Annotated in this window: 11 protein-coding genes and 1 tRNA gene; 5 read left to right on the plus strand and 7 right to left on the minus strand. The window is 72.0% G+C overall.

What is annotated here, in order from left to right; all coding sequences use genetic code 11:
- Positions 1–80 precede the first annotated feature (80 nt).
- The 3 genes from ACNHYB_RS15440 to ACNHYB_RS15450 form a co-directional block, all read right to left on the minus strand.
- Positions 81–3,938, minus strand: coding sequence for a multifunctional oxoglutarate decarboxylase/oxoglutarate dehydrogenase thiamine pyrophosphate-binding subunit/dihydrolipoyllysine-residue succinyltransferase subunit (locus ACNHYB_RS15440; RefSeq protein ID WP_418276250.1), 3,858 nt, complete (start codon positions 3,936–3,938; stop codon positions 81–83).
- A 270-nt stretch (positions 3,939–4,208) separates the two neighbouring features.
- Positions 4,209–5,243 carry a HAMP domain-containing sensor histidine kinase gene (locus ACNHYB_RS15445; RefSeq protein WP_418276251.1) on the minus strand — a complete coding sequence of 345 codons (1,035 nt, stop codon included), beginning with the start codon at positions 5,241–5,243 and terminating at the stop codon, positions 4,209–4,211.
- Positions 5,244–5,295: 52 nt separating this feature from the next.
- A complete protein-coding gene (locus ACNHYB_RS15450; RefSeq protein ID WP_418276252.1) occupies positions 5,296–6,024 on the minus strand; it encodes a response regulator transcription factor in 729 nt (242 codons plus the stop codon).
- A 171-nt stretch (positions 6,025–6,195) separates the two neighbouring features.
- Between ACNHYB_RS15450 and ACNHYB_RS15455 the strand changes: the two genes are divergently transcribed.
- The 4 genes from ACNHYB_RS15455 (at position 6,196) to ACNHYB_RS15470 (ending at position 10,278) form a co-directional block, all read left to right on the plus strand.
- Positions 6,196–7,509: a hemolysin family protein gene (locus tag ACNHYB_RS15455; protein ID WP_418278079.1), complete on the plus strand. Its 1,314-nt coding sequence runs from the start codon at positions 6,196–6,198 to the stop codon at positions 7,507–7,509.
- Positions 7,506–8,579, plus strand: a complete 1,074-nt coding sequence (locus ACNHYB_RS15460; RefSeq protein ID WP_418276253.1) for a hemolysin family protein — start codon at positions 7,506–7,508, stop codon at positions 8,577–8,579. Before ACNHYB_RS15455 ends, ACNHYB_RS15460 begins: the two co-directional genes overlap by 4 nt.
- 167 nt (positions 8,580–8,746) lie before the next feature.
- Complete coding sequence (locus ACNHYB_RS15465; RefSeq protein ID WP_418276254.1) at positions 8,747–9,595, plus strand: M15 family metallopeptidase; 849 nt, start codon at positions 8,747–8,749, stop codon at positions 9,593–9,595.
- Between the two features lie 53 nt (positions 9,596–9,648).
- Positions 9,649–10,278, plus strand: coding sequence for a CYTH domain-containing protein (locus tag ACNHYB_RS15470; RefSeq protein WP_418276255.1), 630 nt, complete (start codon positions 9,649–9,651; stop codon positions 10,276–10,278).
- A 36-nt stretch (positions 10,279–10,314) separates the two neighbouring features.
- Here ACNHYB_RS15470 and ACNHYB_RS15475 read toward each other — a convergent pair whose 3' ends face one another.
- From ACNHYB_RS15475 to ACNHYB_RS15490, 4 genes are all read right to left on the minus strand, one after another.
- Positions 10,315–11,454, minus strand: a complete 1,140-nt coding sequence (locus ACNHYB_RS15475) for a bifunctional 2-methylcitrate synthase/citrate synthase (RefSeq protein ID WP_418276256.1) — start codon at positions 11,452–11,454, stop codon at positions 10,315–10,317.
- A 55-nt stretch (positions 11,455–11,509) separates the two neighbouring features.
- The gene (prpB, locus tag ACNHYB_RS15480; RefSeq protein WP_418276257.1) at positions 11,510–12,418 is read right to left on the minus strand and encodes a methylisocitrate lyase; all 909 of its coding nucleotides are present in this window, start codon (positions 12,416–12,418) and stop codon (positions 11,510–11,512) included.
- The gene (locus ACNHYB_RS15485) at positions 12,418–13,935 is read right to left on the minus strand and encodes an MmgE/PrpD family protein (RefSeq protein WP_418276258.1); all 1,518 of its coding nucleotides are present in this window, start codon (positions 13,933–13,935) and stop codon (positions 12,418–12,420) included. Before ACNHYB_RS15485 ends, prpB begins: the two co-directional genes overlap by 1 nt.
- Positions 13,936–14,153: 218 nt before the next feature.
- Positions 14,154–14,229: transfer RNA gene (locus tag ACNHYB_RS15490), tRNA-Arg, on the minus strand.
- A gap of 174 nt (positions 14,230–14,403) precedes the next feature.
- On the opposite strand from ACNHYB_RS15490, the gene ACNHYB_RS15495 reads away from it, so the two are divergent.
- Positions 14,404–16,071: an arginine--tRNA ligase gene (locus tag ACNHYB_RS15495; RefSeq protein ID WP_418276259.1), complete on the plus strand. Its 1,668-nt coding sequence runs from the start codon at positions 14,404–14,406 to the stop codon at positions 16,069–16,071.
- The last annotated feature ends 23 nt before the right edge of the window (positions 16,072–16,094 follow it).

Consider the following 16,094-nt stretch of genomic DNA (forward strand, 5'->3'; position numbering starts at 1 on the left):
GACACGAGGACGACCTGGGCATGAGAACGGCGAGGGCCGGGAGGAATCCTCCTCCCGGCCCTCGCCGTTCTCATGCGGCCTCAGCGCGTGAAGACCTGCTCCAGGAGCACGGTCTGCTGCTCCTTGTGGCGCTTGGCGGTACCGGCGGCGGTGGACGCCGACGCGGGACGCGAGATGACCTTGACCCGCGGCAGGTCCTCGGGCAGCGCCAGGTGCAGGTACGACCAGGCGCCCTGGTTCTGGGGCTCGTCCTGGACCCACACGACCTCGGCGTTCGGGAACTTCGCCAGCTCGGCGCGCACCTGCTCCTCGGGGAACGGGTAGAGCTGCTCCAGGCGCACGATCGCGGTCTTGTCGTCGCCGCGCTTGAGGCGCTCGGCCAGCAGGTCGTAGTAGACGCGCCCCGTGCACAGCACGAGTCGCTCGACCGACGTGGCGTCGATGCTGCCGTCCGCCACGCCGACGTCGCCGAGCACCGGTTCGAACGTGCCGGTCGTGAAGTCCTCCACGCCCGACGCCGCCGCCTTGAGGCGCAGCAGCTGCTTGGGGGTGAGCACCACGAGCGGGCGGCGCGGGCGGTCGTACGCCTGCTTGCGCAGCAGGTGGAAGTACGACGCCGGCGTCGACGGCTGGGCGATCGTCATGTTGTTCTCGGCGGCGAGCTGCAGGAACCGCTCGGGACGTGCCGACGAGTGGTCCGGTCCCTGGCCCTCGTAGCCGTGGGGCAGCAGCATGACCACGGACGACGACTGGCCCCACTTCTGCTCCGCGGACGAGATGAACTCGTCGATCACGGTCTGGGCGCCGTTGACGAAGTCGCCGAACTGCGCCTCCCACAGCACCAAGGCGTCGGGCCGCTCCACGGAGTAGCCGTACTCGAAGCCGAGCGCGGCGTACTCGCTGAGCGAGGAGTCGTACACCCAGAACTTGGCCTGGTCGCCGGCCAGGTAGAGCAGCGGGGTCCACTCGGCGCCGGTGAAGCGGTCGTGCAGGACGGCGTGGCGCTGCACGAACGTGCCGCGGCGAGAGTCCTGACCGGCCAGGCGCACCGGGGTGCCCTCCATGAGCAGGGAGCCGAAGGCGATGAGCTCGCCGAAGCCCCAGTCGATCTCGCCCTCCTTCGCCATGAGCTGGCGACGCTCGAGCATCTTGCCGAGCTTGGGGTGGACGGTGAAGCCCTCGGGCGGGGAGACCTGGACGTCACCGACGCGCTCCAGCACGGCGTGGGGGATGGCGGTCTGCCAGCCGACCATGGTGCCGGCGTCCTCGCGCTGCGACTCCGGGCGCTCGAGCCCGGCGATCGACTCGGTGTCGTCGGGCGCCGTGTAGCCGCCGCCCTTGGTCTCGGTGAAGACGCGCTCGAGCTGCTCCTGGTAGTCCTTGAGCGCCTGCTCCGCCTCCTCCACGGTGATGTCGCCGCGGGCCACGAGGTTCTTCGTGTAGAGCTTGCGCACCGACTGCTTGGCCTCGATGAGGTTGTACATCAGCGGCTGGGTCATCGAGGGGTCGTCACCCTCGTTGTGACCGCGACGGCGGTAGCAGATCATGTCGATGATCACGTCGCGGTCGAACTGCTCGCGGTAGGCGAAGGCCAGCTCGGCGACGCGCACGCACGCCTCGGGGTCGTCACCGTTGACGTGGAACACCGGGACCTGGTAGCCCTTGGCCACGTCGGTGGAGTACGTCGTCGAGCGCGACGACGACGGCCCGGTGGTGAACCCGACCTGGTTGTTGATGACGATGTGGATCGTGCCGCCGGTGCGGTAGCCGCGCAGCTGGGCGAGGTTGAGGACCTCGGGCACGACGCCCTGGCCGGCGAAGGCCGCGTCGCCGTGGACGAGGATCGGCAGCACGGAGAAACCGTCCCCGCCGAGGTCGATGCGGTCCTGCTTGGCGCGCACGATGCCCTCGAGCACCGGGTCGACCGCCTCGAGGTGCGAGGGGTTCGCCGCGAGGTAGACCTTCGTCGTCGCACCCGACTCGGCGGTGAAGGTGCCCTCGGTGCCGAGGTGGTACTTGACGTCGCCGGACCCCTGGACGGACCGCGGGTCGATCTGGCCCTCGAACTCCTTGAAGATCTGGCCGTAGCTCTTGCCCGCGATGTTCGCTAGCACGTTGAGCCGACCACGGTGCGCCATGCCGATGCCGACCTCGTCGAGGCCGTTCTCCGCCGACTTCGACAGGATCGCGTCGAGCAGCGGGATGACGGACTCGCCACCCTCCAGGGAGAAGCGCTTCTGGCCGACGTACTTGGTCTGCAGGAAGGTCTCGAACGCCTCGGCCGAGTTCAGGCGGCGCAGGATGCGCAGCTGGTCCTCGCGGGGGGTGCGGGCGTACCCGTGCTCGATCCGGTCCTGGAGCCACTTGCGCTGCGCCGGGTCGGACAGGTGCATGTACTCGATGCCGATGGAGCGGCAGTACGAGTCGCGCAGCAGCCCGAGGGTGTCGCGCAGCGTCGCCTTGGGGGTGCCGCCGAACCCGCCGGTGGGGAACTTGCGGTCCAGGTCCCACAGGGTCAGGCCGTGGTTCTGGATGTCCAGGTCGGGGTGCTTGCGCTGGCGGTAGGCGAGCGGGTCGGTGTCCGCCATGAGGTGGCCGCGCGAGCGGTAGGCGTGGATGAGCTCGGCGATCTTGGCGGGCTTGGCGGCCTCGACCTCGGCGTCCACGGTGTTGTCGCGGACCCAGCGCACGGGCTCGTACGGCACGCGCAGAGCGGCGAACACGCGGTCGTAGAACCCGTCGAGACCCAGCAGCTTGCCGCTGAGGATCTTGAGGAACTCCCCGGACTGCGCGCCCTGGATGATGCGGTGGTCGTAGGTCGACGTGATCGTCATGACCTTCGAGACGCCCATGCGGGCGAGCTGCTCGTCGTTGGCCCCGGCGAACTCGGCCGGGTAGTCCATGGCGCCGACGCCGATGATCGTGCCCTGCCCCTGCATGAGGCGCGGCACGGAGTGCACGGTGCCGATGCCGCCGGGGTTGGTCAGCGAGATCGTGGTGCCGGCGAAGTCGTCCATGCCGAGCTTGCCGCCGCGGGCCTTGCGCACGAGCTCCTCGTACGCGGACCAGAACCCGGCGAAGTCGAGCTCGTCGGCCTTCTTCACGCTCGGCACGAGGAGCTGGCGCGAGCCGTCCGGCTTGGCGAGGTCGATGGCGAGCCCGAAGCCCACGTGCGCCGGCTGGACGACGTGCGGCTTGCCGTCGACCTCCTCGTAGTGGGCGTTCATGACCGGCATGTCGGCGAGGGCCTCGACCAGGGCGAACCCGATGAGGTGCGTGAAGGAGATCTTGCCGCCACGGCCGCGGGCCAGGTGGTTGTTGATGACGATGCGGTTGTCCACCATGAGCTTGGCGGGCACCGCGCGCACCGACGTGGCGGTGGGGACGGCGATCGACGCCTCCATGTTGGTCACCACGCGGGCGGCCGGTCCACGGAGCTTCTGGACGTCGTCGGTCGACTCGTCCTCGTCGGACTTCACCGACTTGCGGGCGACCTCGGCGTACGGGGCGGTGGACGGCTGCGCCTCGGCGACCGGCGCGACGGCGGAGACCTCGGGGTCGGCGGGGACCGGAGCGGGCTCGGTCGGCTGCGCCACCTCGGCCGCGGCGGTGCCGGCCGACGCGGCCGGCTCCCGGGAGGTGCTCGCGGCCTGCGGCGCGGACTCCTGCGGTGCCGGGTCCTGCGGGGCGGGGGCCGCGGAGGACGCGGGGCTCGCGGCGGACGATGCCGGCGCAGGAGCCTGCTGCGCGCTCGGGGCGGACGACGTGCCGTCCGTCTCGTCCGGCGTGTAGTCCTCGAAGAAGTCCCACCACGCGGGATCGACCGCGTTCTTGTCCTTCAGGTACTGCTCGTACAGCTCGTCGACGAGCCATTCGTTGGCTCCGAACGACGCGCTCTCGGCGTTGATCGACTCTGACCCAGCCTTAGGGGACACCACGCCCGGATCGCCCACTTTCCCACTTGCTTGCGGATTGTCGCGCCCGGGCTCGGACACGACACACTCACAAGGGTAGGCCCTCCACGGGGACCGGCAGAGACCGCGTCGCGCCCTCGGGGGACTCGGCGGGCTCCCGTCTCACCGGCCGTTGTGGCGCGGGTAATAGAGGTGGAAAGCGGGGGGCGACAACGCGTCGAATGTCGTCATGCGAACCTCACGGAGACAGGTCGCGGATGTTTCGGTGTGACGGAATTCACCCGACCGGGGCGACTATTCCGTGGAGACGCCGGGCGCCGGGCGGGCCACCGCCGGCAGGGCGACGCGCATCGTCGCGCCGCCGTCGGTGTCCGCGACCTCCACGTGACCGCCGTGCAGGTCCACCGCCCACCGGACGATGGCCAGCCCGATGCCGGTGCCTCCGCTCGAGCTCGGTCCTCGCGACGTCGTCGTCCCGCGGGCGAACCGCTCGAACACCCGGTCCCGGTCCTCCGGGGCGATGCCCGGCCCGTCGTCGCCGATCTCGATGACGACCTCGTCGCCGAACGGGTAGGCGTCCAGGCGGACCGTCCCGCCGAAGGGGGAGTGCCGGATGGCGTTCTGCAGCAGGTTCGTCACGACCTGCCGCAACCGTTCGACGTCGGCCTGCAGCTCGAGCTCCTCGGGGGCGACGTCGACCACGTAGGTGAGGCCCTTCGCGGCGTCGACCATGGACACCGCCTCGGCGCACTCCTCGAGGAAGTCGCCCACCGAGAACCGCGTGAGCACCAGCGCGGAGGCCCCGGCCTCCACCCGGGACAGGTCGAGCAGGTAGGTGACCAGCCGCGTCAGTCGCTCCGTCTGCTCCAGGGAGAGCTCGAGGGAGGCAGGGGTCGTCTCCGTGACGCCGTCGACCATGTTCTCCAGCTGCGCCTGCAGCGCCGCGACTGGGGTGCGCAGCTCGTGGGAGACGTTCGCGATGAGGTCGCGCCGGGTGCGGTCGGACGCGCCGAGGTCGTGCGCCATCGTGTTGAACGCCTGGGCGAGCTGGCCGACCTCGTCCATGCTGGTCGAGCGCACGCGGATGTCGTAGTCGCCGTCGGCCATCGCCCGTGCCGCCGCGGTCATCTCCCGCAGCGGGGACGTCATGCCCCGTGCGAGGAGCTGGGTGAGCAGCAGCGACAGGATGATCGCGAGCGGGAACGTCCGGCTGGGGCCGAGACCGTTGTTCAGGCCGATCCAGGTGATGAGGACCGCGACGGTGACGCTCGCCACCACCAGCAGCCCGAGCTTCGCCTTGAGGGAGTGGACCGGGTCGAGCGGACGCACGTCCGGGATCCGGTGGTCCGGACGTCGGACGGCGTCGTCGTGCCCCGACACCTCAGCCCGCCGGTGGTTCGAAGGCGTACCCGACGCCGTGCACCGTGCGGATCAGCTCCGGGCCGAGCTTGCGGCGCAGCGCCTTGATGTGGGAGTCCACCGTGCGGGTGCCGCTCGCGTCCGCCCAGTCCCAGACCTCCGCGAGCAGCTTCTCGCGGGTCTGGACCGTCTTGGGGGCGCTGGCGAGCATGACGAGCAGCTCGAACTCCGTGGGCGTCAGGTGGACCTCGTCCCCGCCGCGGTGGACGCGCCGCTGCGCGCGGTCGATCGTCACGTCGCCGGCGGTCAGGGGCGGGTCGGCGGGCGCCTGGGCGGCGGCCTGCGCGGCGCGCTCGACGCGGCGCAGCAGCGCCTTGACGCGGGCGACCAGCTCGCGCATCGAGAACGGCTTGGTCATGTAGTCGTCCGCGCCCACACCGAGACCGATGATCATGTCGGTCTCGTCGTCACGGGCCGTGAGCATGAGGATCGGGGTCGGGTGGTCGGCCTGGATGCGGCGGCACACCTCGAGCCCGTCGATCCCGGGCAGCATGACGTCCAGCACGACGGCGTCCGGGTGCAGGCGGGCCGCGGCGTCGACGCCGGAGAGGCCGTCGCGCGCGACCTCGACGCGCCATCCCTCGGCGGAGAGCCTCTGCGCGATGGCCGTCGCGATGGCCGGCTCGTCCTCGACGACGAGCACCGTGGCGTTCTGCTGGCCCTGACCGGTGCCGCTCGTTGTGGTGGTCATGGAACCATCTTGCACGTACTTCCTGAGGTTTCGCTGGGCATCCGCTGGCGTGGCGGGCGGTGTCGCCGACGGGACGGGACATCACCCGCCGGGACCGGATAGCATCGGCCCCACGATGGACGACAGTCGATATACCGGTCTGCGGGGCGCGCCGTGGTGACCGACGTGATCATGCTCTGTGTCGGTGTCCTGCTCACCGCAGGTACCGCGATCTTCGTGGCGAGCGAGTTCTCCCTCGTGACGTTGGACCCCGCCGTGGTGGGTGCCGACGACGAGGAGGGGGACAGTCCTCCGCCCGGCCGGAGGGCGCCCGATCGTCGGGACCGCATCGTCCGAGCCGGGCTCAAGCACCTGTCGACGGAGCTGAGCTCCGCGCAGGTCGGCATCACCGTCACCACCGTGCTGCTCGGCTACACCGCGCAGCCCGCCCTGCTCTCCCTGCTGGGTGAGGGGCTGGCGTCCACGGCGCTCGGCACCGGCGTCTCCGCCGTGCTGGCCACCGTGCTGGCACTGGTGATCGTCAACGGGTTCTCCATGCTGTTCGGCGAGCTGATCCCCAAGAACTTCGCGCTGTCGACGCCGCACTCCACCGCGCGTGCCGTGGTGCCGTTGCAGCGGGTCTTCACCGTCGTGTTCGGCCCCCTGATCTCGGTGCTGAACAACTCGGCGAACGCCATCCTGCGCCGCCTCGGTGTCGAGCCCCGCGAGGAGCTCTCCGGCGCGCGCTCCGCGACCGAGCTCATCTCGCTGGTCCGCCGCTCCGCGATGGAGGGCACGCTCGAGGCCGGCACCGCTCGGCTGCTGGCCAACTCCCTGGAGCTCGACGAGCTCACCGCCCGGGACGTCATGACCGACCGCACCCGCGTGTCCGTCGTCGACCGGGACACCAGCGCCTCCGAGGTGATCGCGCTGGCCCACCGCACGGGTCACTCGCGGTTCCCGGTGATCGGCGACGACCGCGACGACGTCGTCGGCCTGGTGCACCTGCGCCGCGCCGTCGGGGTGCCGTTCGAGCGGCGCGACGACGTCCCGGCGGCAGCCCTGATGACCGACGCCCCGCGCGTGCCGGAGACCGTCACGCTCGGCCCGCTGCTCGTCGAGCTGCGCGGCCTGGGCCTGCAGATGGCCGTCGTGGTGGACGAGTACGGCGGGACCTCCGGCGTCGTCACGCTGGAGGACGTGGTCGAGGAGCTCGTGGGCGACGTCGCCGACGAGCACGACCGTCGCCGCGGCGGCGTCGTCGCCCTGGCGGACGGCTCGTGGGTCGTCCCGGGCGTGCTGCGTCCCGACGAGCTGCAGGAGTCCACCGGGCTGCGCGTCCCCGAGGGTGCCGCCTACGAGACGCTCGCCGGACTGGTCATGGACCGTCTGGGCAGGTTGCCGGAACCCGGTGACGAGATCGAGGTCGACGGGGTCGGCCTGCGCGTCGAGCTCGTGGACGTGCGACGGGTCGAGCGCCTGCGTGTCACGGAGGTGTCCGCATGACCACGGGGACCGCACTGCTGGTCGGTGTGCTGCTGCTCGCCGCCAACGCCTTCTTCGTCGGCGCGGAGTTCGCCGTGCTGTCCGTGCGTCGCAGCACGATCGAGCCGCGCGCCGAGGCGGGCGAGAAGCGCGCCAAGGTCGTGCTGTGGGCGATGGAGCACGTCTCCCTCATGCTGGCCTGCGCGCAGCTCGGCATCACGGTCTGCTCCACGGGACTGGGCATCATCGCCGAGCCGGCGCTGGCCCACCTGCTGGAGGGGCCGTTCGAGGAGATGGGCATCCCGGACGAGCTCGTCCATCCCGTGGCGCTGGTGATCGCGCTGAGCATCGTGGTGTACCTGCACGTCGTCCTCGGCGAGATGGTGCCCAAGAACCTGGCCGTCGCCGGTCCCGAGACCGCCGCGCTGTGGTTCGCCCCGCCGCTCGTCCTCATCGCGAAGGTCGTCAAGCCGATCATCGTGGCGCTGAACTGGGTGGCCAACCACGCGCTGCGGCTCCTGGGCGTCGAACCGAAGGACGAGGTGGCCTCCGCGTTCACGGCGGAGGAGGTCCAGTCGATCGTCGAGCACTCCCGCGCCGAGGGCGTCCTCGAGGACGACCAGGGGCTGCTGACCGGCGCGATCGAGTTCTCCTCGCGCACGGCGGGCGACGTCATGGTCCCCGTGGACGCGCTGGTCGTGCTCGAGCCCGGGGCGACGCCCGACGACGTCGAGCACCTCGTCTCGCGCACCGGTTACAGCCGTTTCCCGATGGTGGACAACGGTACGGAGGCGGGCACGGAGATGGCCGGCACCCGGACGGGCCGGCTCGTGGGCTACCTGCACCTCAAGGACGTGCTGTACGCGACGAACGGCAACCGGTCCCGCCCGGTACCGACGTGGCGGGTGCGGGCCATGGCGACCGTCGCGCCGTCGGACGAGGTGGAGGACGCCCTGCGGGCGATGCAGCGCTCCGGTGCGCACCTGGCCCGGGTCGACGACGGCGGCCGGACGGTGGGCGTCGTGTTCCTCGAGGACATCCTCGAGGAGCTCGTGGGCGAGGTCCGTGACGCGATGCAGCGCCGTCGCTGAGCCCGGACGCGGCGTGAACAATCTCTGAACAACACGGGACTTGGCCGTGAGGCGGGTCACCGCTAGGGTGCATCTCGGATCGGTGGCGACGCGGTGCTCATGCCGTGTCGTCCCTGGTCATGACGGACGACCGGCCGTCGTGCCGGTGAGGGGACACGGGAGGTGGAGTGGACGCGACGTCGCAGGACGGCACCCCCGCGCCGCGCTCCCGTCGGGAGATCCGCGAGGCCGCCGTCTCCCGGTCCGGCAAGAAGCCGACCCGTCGCGTCAGCACCCCTCGAGGTCGTGCTCGGGGTGCGCACGCCGCTCCCGCCGGGCCCGCCTGGGTGACGCGGGTGACGGTCCTCGGCTCGTTGGCGGCCGCGACCATCGCCGCCCCGCTGGCGGCCACGGCCGACGGCGACGCCCCGTCCCCGTTCGACCTCGAGCCCGCCACGTCGGGCCCGTCCACCCTGGCGCTCCTGCAGCAGGGCACCACGGCCCCGGCGACGGCCTCCGCGATCGCGGCGGCTCCGCGCGAGCGCACCGTCGTCGCCGCCAGCCGCTCCTCCGTCGAGCGGGACCCGCTGCCCGACTGCGACGCGAGCGCGGACGTCACCGGTGGCAACGGGCAGCTGTCCGACCACTCGCTGTGCTCCCTGTGGCAGGACGGCGAGGCGCTGCGTCCCGACGCCGCCGTCTCGCTCAGCGCGCTCAACGAGGCTTTCCGGGCGCGGTTCGGACGGGACCTGTGCCTGGTGGACAGCTACCGCTCGTTGTCCTCGCAGTACTCGGTGAAGGCGAGCCGCGGATATCTCGCGGCGACGCCGGGCACCTCGATGCACGGCTGGGGCCTGGCGATCGACCTGTGCTCGAAGGAGACCGGCAGCGCCGAGGTGTACGGCTGGCTGTGGGACAACGCACCGAGCTACGGCTGGGAGAACCCGCCGTGGGCCCAGCGTGGCGGGTCCGGCAAGTACGAGCCCTGGCACTTCGAGTACCGCCCCGGCGTCGAGGAAGTCTCGACCTGGCACTGAGCCGTCCCGCGAGGTGACGCGGCCGCCGCGCCCCGGCGTCGTAGTGTCGGATCATGTCCACGGCCTACACAGACTTCGAGTTCGAGCGCCGGTTCCTGGTGCGCAGCCTCCCCGACGTGCTGCGGGACGCGCCGTCCCTCATCGTGCAGTCCTACTTCCTGTCCGACGGCGGTTACGCGCTGCGCGTCCGGGTGCAGGCGGGCGGGGTCGACGGCCGCCTGGACGCCCGCAGCGACCCGCGCGACGTGCTGGACGCGGTGCGCGACCGGGTGGACTTCTCGGCCGTCACCGTCAAGGGCCCGTCCACCGGCGGCACCCGGTACGAGGCCGAGCGGGAGCTCGACCCCCTGGTGGCCCTGGAGCTGGTGCGGCGCGGGGGAGCCCGCGTCGTCAAGACGCGCTACGCCGTCTGGCTGGGCGCCGACGGCTGGTCCGTGGACGTGTTCGGTGGCGCGAACCACCCGCTGATCGTCGCCGAGTGCGAGCGGTCCGGGCCCGTGACGGAGCTGCAGATCCCGGACTTCTGCGTCACCGAGATCACCGACGACCGCCGGTTCTCCAACGAGTCCCTCGCCGTCGACCCCTACGGCGAGTGGGCCGCCGCCTACCTTCAGGAGCTGGCCGAGAGCGGGCCGCGGTTCCGTGACGACTTCGGCGAGAACACCTCCCTCGACGTCACGTGAACCGTCCCGAGCCCGGACCGGGGCCGGGCGCCCGACCTACCGGCCGGGGACCTCGCGGCGTTCCGGGCCCACGTACTGCGACAGGGGCCGGATCAGGGAGTTGGCGCCCTGCTGCTCCGCGACGTGCGCCGTCCAGCCCGTGACCCGCGCGGCCACGAAGATCGGTGTGAACGTCTCGGTGTCGAACCCCATGAGGTGGTAGGCCGGACCGGCGGGGTAGTCCAGGTTCGGGTAGATGCCCTTGCGCTCCACGAACGCCGACTCCAGCGCGTCGTAGAGGTCGGCGAGGTCGGTGCGGTCGTAGTGCGCCACCAGGGCGTCCAGGGCCGCCTTCATCGACGGCACCCGCGAGTCGCCGTGCCGGTAGACGCGGTGGCCGAACCCCATGACCTTGCGCTTCGCCGCCAGGGCGTCGTCGAGCCACGCCTCTGCGCGGTCCGCCGACCCGATCTCGGCGAACGCGTGCATCACGGCCTCGTTGGCGCCGCCGTGCAGCGGCCCCTTGAGCGCACCGATCGCCGCGGTGACGGCCGAGTACACGTCCGAGAGCGTCGAGGCCACGACCCGTGCGGTGAACGTCGAGGCGTTGAACGAGTGCTCGGCGTACAGCACGAGCGACACCCGGAACGCGTCGACGACGGCGTCGTCGGGCACCTCGCCGAACGTCTGCCACAGGAAGTTGCGGGCGTAGTCCAGGTCGTCGCGCGGCGGCACCGGGTCCAGGCCCCGCCGCCGGCGCTGGGTGTGGGCCACGATGCCGGGCAGCTGTGCGAACAGGTGGATCGCGCGGTCCCGGTTGAGCTCGGGGTCGAGGATGCCGTCCTCGCGCAGCAGTGTCTCGTCCAGGCCGCCCAGCTGGCTCACCGCGGTGCGCAGCACGTCCATCGGGTGGGTGTGCAGCGGGAGGTCGTCGATCGCCCGGCGGGTGCGTTCGTCCATCGCCCGCAGGGACCGCTCGCGCTGCTGGAGGGCACCCAGCTCCGCCGACGACGGCAGCTCCCCGTGCCAGAGCAGGTGCGCCACCGCCTCGAACGGCTGCGTCGCCGCGAGGTCCTGGACCGGGTACCCCCGGTACAGCAGCGAGTTCGTCGCGGGGTCGACCTTCGAGATCGCCGTGGTGTCGGCGACGACGCCGGCCAGGCCCCGGTGGACCTCGGGGGCGGGGGAGTCGGTCATCGGTGCTCCTTTGCTCGGATGACGCGCGGGCGCTCGTGGCACCCGGCGCGGGTGATCAGTGGTGGTGATCGTCCAGGGAGAACGTGTAGACGCCGGCGTCGAAGGTGCCGTACGCGGCGTAGTCGAGCAGGTCGTACAGCTCGGCGCGGGTCTGCATCCGCCCGACCTGCGAGGTGAGCGACCCCTCGGCGCGCAGGGTGTCCAGCGCCTCGTCGGCGGCGCCCATGGCCAGCCGCAGCAGCGACACCGGGTGGATGACCATCGCGACGCCGGCGTCCCTGAGCTGGGCCGCGGTGTAGAGCGCAGACTTGCCGAACTCCGTCATGTTGGCCAGCACGGGCACGTCCAGCGTGGAGGCGACCACCTCGAACTCGTCGAGGTCGCGCATCGCCTCGGGGAAGACGGCGTCCGCCCCGGCGTCGACGAGCGCCTGGGCGCGCTCGACCGTGGCCTCGAGACCTGCTCCGGCCCGGATGTCGGTGCGCGCCATGATGAGGAGGTTCTCGTCGCGCCGGGCGGTCACCGCCGCCCGGATGCGCTGCAGCGCCGTGGCGTCGTCGACGACCTCCTTGCCGTCGAGGTGGCCGCACCGCTTCGGGTTGACCTGGTCCTCGACGTGCAGGCCCGCAACACCGGCGTCCTCGAGCGTCTGGACCGTCCGGGCCACGTTCATCGCCTCGCCGAACCCCGTGTCGGCGTCCACGAGCGTCGGCAGGTCCGTCATCCGGGCGATCTGGCCCGCGCGCCCCGCGACCTCGCTCAGCGTGGTGAGGCCGACGTCGGGCAGGCCGAGGTCGGCGGCGACGACGGCGCCGGAGACGTACACGCCGTCGAACCCCTTGCGCTCGATCAGCCGGGCGGACAACGGGTTGAACGCGCCCGGGAGCTGCAGGAGCTCGCCGGAGCGCAAGCGCTCGCGGAACGCGGAGCGCTTCGCGGCCGGTGTGAGGGTCGAGTAGAGCATCAGAAGATCCCCGTCGTCGTCCCGGCGCGCGAGGCCGGGTCGTCCATCGGCGTCACGGTGAGCCCGCCGAGCTCGTCGGGCATGAGCTCGGGCAGCCGCTGGGCGACGTCGAGGAACCGTTCGATCTCCTCGGGGGCGAGCACGCCGTCGGCCAGGGCGCGGAACTTGGCGACGTACTGCTCGCGCCCGAACGGGCGCGCGCCCAGCGGGTGCGCGTCCGCGACGGCGATCTCGTCCACGACGCGGGAGCCGTCCTCGAGCTCGATCTCGACGCGACCGCCGAACGACTTCTCGGCCGGGTCGGGCGAGTGGTAGCGCCGCGTCCACTCCGGGTCCTCGGCCGTGGTGACCTTGCGCCACAGCTCGATCGTGTCCGGGCGGCCGGCCCGCTCCGGGGCGTAGCTGGCCACGTGGTCCCAGGCGCCGTCCTGCAGGGCGACGGTGAAGATGTACGGGATCGAGTGGTCGAGGGTCTCGCGACTGGCCGTCGGGTCGTACTTCTGGGGGTCGCCGGAGCCGGAGCCGATGACGTGGTGGGTGTGGTGGCTGGTGTGCAGCACCACGGACCGCACGGCGCCCGGCTCGCGCAGCTCGGGGTGCTCGGAGCCGAGGCGGCGGGCCAGGTCGATCCAGGCCTGCGCCTGGTACTCGGCCGAGTGCTCCTTGGTGTACGTCTCCAGGATCGCGGTGCGGTCCTCGCCGTGGGCGGGCAGCGGGACCGTGTACCGGGCGTCCGGGCCGGACAGCATCCACGCGATGACGCCGTCGGACCCCTCGTAGATCGGGCTGGGGGAGGTCTGCCCGCGCATGGCCCGGTCCACGGCCTCGACGGCGAGCTTGCCGGCGAACGCGGGGGCGTGCGCCTTCCACGTGGAGATCTCGCCCTTGCGAGACTGTCGCGTCGCCGTGGTCGTGTGCAGCGCCTGCCCGACCGCCTGGTAGACGGTCTCGGTGCTCAGGCCCAGCAGCGTGCCGATGCCGGCCGCCGCGCTCGGGCCCAGGTGGGCGACGTGGTCGATCTTGTGCTCGTGCAGGCAGATGCCCTTGACGAGGTCCACCTGGATCTCGTACCCCGTGACGATGCCGCGCAGCAGGTCGTGGCCGGACCGCCCGAGGTGCTGCGCGACGGCGAGCACCGGCGGGACGTTGTCGCCGGGGTGGGAGTAGTCGGCGGCGAGGAACGTGTCGTGGTAGTCCAGCTCGCGCACCGCCACGCCGTTCGCCCAGGCGGCCCACTCCGGGCTGGTGCGCTCGCGGGAGCCGACGATCGTGGCACCCGAGCCGCCGCGCGAGACGGGGTGAGCCTCGGCCTGGGCGCGGGCGGCGAGGATCGGTGCGCGGCCGAGCGAGGCCGTCGCCACGGCGGCGTTGTCGATCACGCGGTTGATCACCATGTCGGTGACCTCCGGCGTGGGCTCGAGGTCCTCGGTGGCGACCTCGGCGATCTTCCACGCGAGCTGGTCGGTGCGGGCGAGGGGTTCGTCGGGTCGGTAGACGCGGACGGTGTGGTCGATCATGGGGGCTCCGGGTCGCGGCGAGGTGGCCGGCGCCTGCGTCGGCGCCTACCCGGCGAACCTAACCCGCCGACGTCGGGGCGTCCACGTCGGTATCGGGTACCCGGCGCGGCGGGGGCCCCGGGACGGCGCTGCCGGGGTGAGCACCCGGGGCAGGCGCCCGGGAGCGAGCATCCGGGAACGACGACGGCCCCGGTCCGAGGGGACCGGGGCCGTCGTGCTGGTGCGCCTGAAGGGACTCGAACCCCCGACCTTCTGCTCCGGAGGCAGACGCTCTATCCGCTGAGCTACAGGCGCGCGGTGCCGGACGCGTCACCACAGGTGGTGTCCCGGCACGATCACCGAGACTACCACCGGCGGTGCGCTGGTCGGTAAACCCGCCGGGCGGGCCGCCCGGCCCAGCCCAGCCGGGCCCGGCCCAGCCCACACCTGCGCGCCGTCGTCGGGTCACGGGGTCGATAGAATCGCCCGGTGACACCCGACCAGCTCTCGCAAGCACTCAGCGCCGCCCTCGCCTCGGCCGTGGCCGACGGCACCCTCGCCCTCCCGGCCGACGCGGTCCCGTCGTCGGTCCACGTGGAGCGACCCCGGCAGCGGGAGCACGGCGACTGGGCCACCAACGTCGCGCTCCAGCTCGCCAAGAAGGCGGGCACGACGCCGCGGGCGCTCGCCGAGGACCTCGCCTCGCGCCTGGGCGCGACGCCGGGGATCAAGGCGGTCGACGTCGCCGGGCCGGGCTTCCTCAACATCACGCTCGACGCCGGCGCCGCGGGCGAGCTGGCCCGCACGATCGTCGAGGAGGGTGCGGACTACGGGCGCAGCGACGCCCTGGCGGGCCAGGTCCACAACCTGGAGTTCATCTCGGCGAACCCGACGGGCCCGCTGCACATCGGTCACACGCGCTGGGCGGCGCTCGGCGACGCCCTGGGTCGGATCCTGCGCGCCGCGGGTGCGGAGGTGACGGCCGAGTACTACATCAACGACGCCGGTGCGCAGATGGACAAGTTCGGCCGGTCCGTCCTGGCCCGCGCCCAGGGCGAGGACGCGCCCGAGGACGGCTACCCCGGCGAGTACGTGATCGAGCGTGCGGACGAGGTCCTCGCCCAGCACCCCGACCTGCTCGACCTGCCCGAGGACGAGGCCGTCGTCGTCGCCCGCGAGGCCGGCTACGTGGCCCAGCTCGCGGCGATCCGGCGCACGCTCGACGCGTTCGGCGTGCACTTCGACACGTGGTTCTCCGAGCGCACGCTGCACGAGTCCGGCGCGGTCGACCAGGCCGTCGCACGGCTGCGGGAGCAGGGCCACGTGTTCGACGTCGACGGTGCCGTGTGGCTGCGGACCACCGACTTCACCGACGACAAGGACCGGGTCCTCATCCGCGCCAACGGGGAGCCCACCTACTTCGCCGCGGACGCCGCCTACTACCTGTCGAAGAAGGACCGCGGGTTCCCGGGCAAGATCTACCTGCTCGGCGCGGACCACCACGGCTACGTCAACCGCCTCAAGGCGATCGCGGCGTGCGCGGGCGACGACCCGGAGCAGAACATCGAGGTGCTCATCGGGCAGCTCATCAACATCGGCGGCGAGCGCATGGGCAAGCGCCGCGGCAACGCGCTCTACCTCGACGACCTGCTCGAGTGGATCGGCTCGGACGCGCTGCGGTACTCGCTGGCACGGTTCCCGGCCGACACCCCGCTGTCGTTGTCCGGCGACGAGCTGCTCAAGCAGAGCAACGACAACCCGGTGTTCTACGTGCAGTACGCCCACTCGCGCACCTGCGCGGTGGACCGCAACGCGGCGGACCGTGCGGTCGCCCGCACGCGCGAGGACGGCACGGACGCGTTCGACCCGGCGCTGCTGGCGCACGAGACCGAGGCCGCGCTGATCGGTCAGCTGACGGAGTTCCCGCGGATCGTCGCCCAGGCCGCCGAGCTGCGCGAGCCGCACCGGGTGGCGCGGTACCTGGAGTCGCTCGCCGCCGACTACCACAAGTGGTACTCCGAGTGCCGTGTCACGCCGTTCCCCGACGAGGAGGTCACGGACACCCACCGCACGCGTCTGTGGCTCAACGACGCGGTGCGCCAGGTGCTGGCGAACGGCCTCGACCTGCTCGGCGTCGGCGCACCGGAGCGGATGTGAGCGCCGCGACCGAGGGCGCACCG

Origin of the sequence: Isoptericola jiangsuensis, assembly GCF_048320105.1 — a bacterium.
GTDB classification, from domain to species: Bacteria; Actinomycetota; Actinomycetes; order Actinomycetales; family Cellulomonadaceae; genus Isoptericola; species Isoptericola jiangsuensis_A.

Coding starts and splice junctions, on each gene's coding strand:
- prpB (WP_418276257.1), bottom strand. CDS start 12,418: ATGCTCTACTCGACCCTCACACCGGCCGCGAAGCGCTCCGCGTTCCGC.
- ACNHYB_RS15455 (WP_418278079.1), top strand. CDS start 6,196: ATGCTCTGTGTCGGTGTCCTGCTCACCGCAGGTACCGCGATCTTCGTG.
- ACNHYB_RS15450 (WP_418276252.1), bottom strand. CDS start 6,024: ATGACCACCACAACGAGCGGCACCGGTCAGGGCCAGCAGAACGCCACG.
- ACNHYB_RS15460 (WP_418276253.1), top strand. CDS start 7,506: ATGACCACGGGGACCGCACTGCTGGTCGGTGTGCTGCTGCTCGCCGCC.
- ACNHYB_RS15475 (WP_418276256.1), bottom strand. CDS start 11,454: ATGACCGACTCCCCCGCCCCCGAGGTCCACCGGGGCCTGGCCGGCGTC.
- ACNHYB_RS15470 (WP_418276255.1), top strand. CDS start 9,649: ATGTCCACGGCCTACACAGACTTCGAGTTCGAGCGCCGGTTCCTGGTG.
- ACNHYB_RS15485 (WP_418276258.1), bottom strand. CDS start 13,935: ATGATCGACCACACCGTCCGCGTCTACCGACCCGACGAACCCCTCGCC.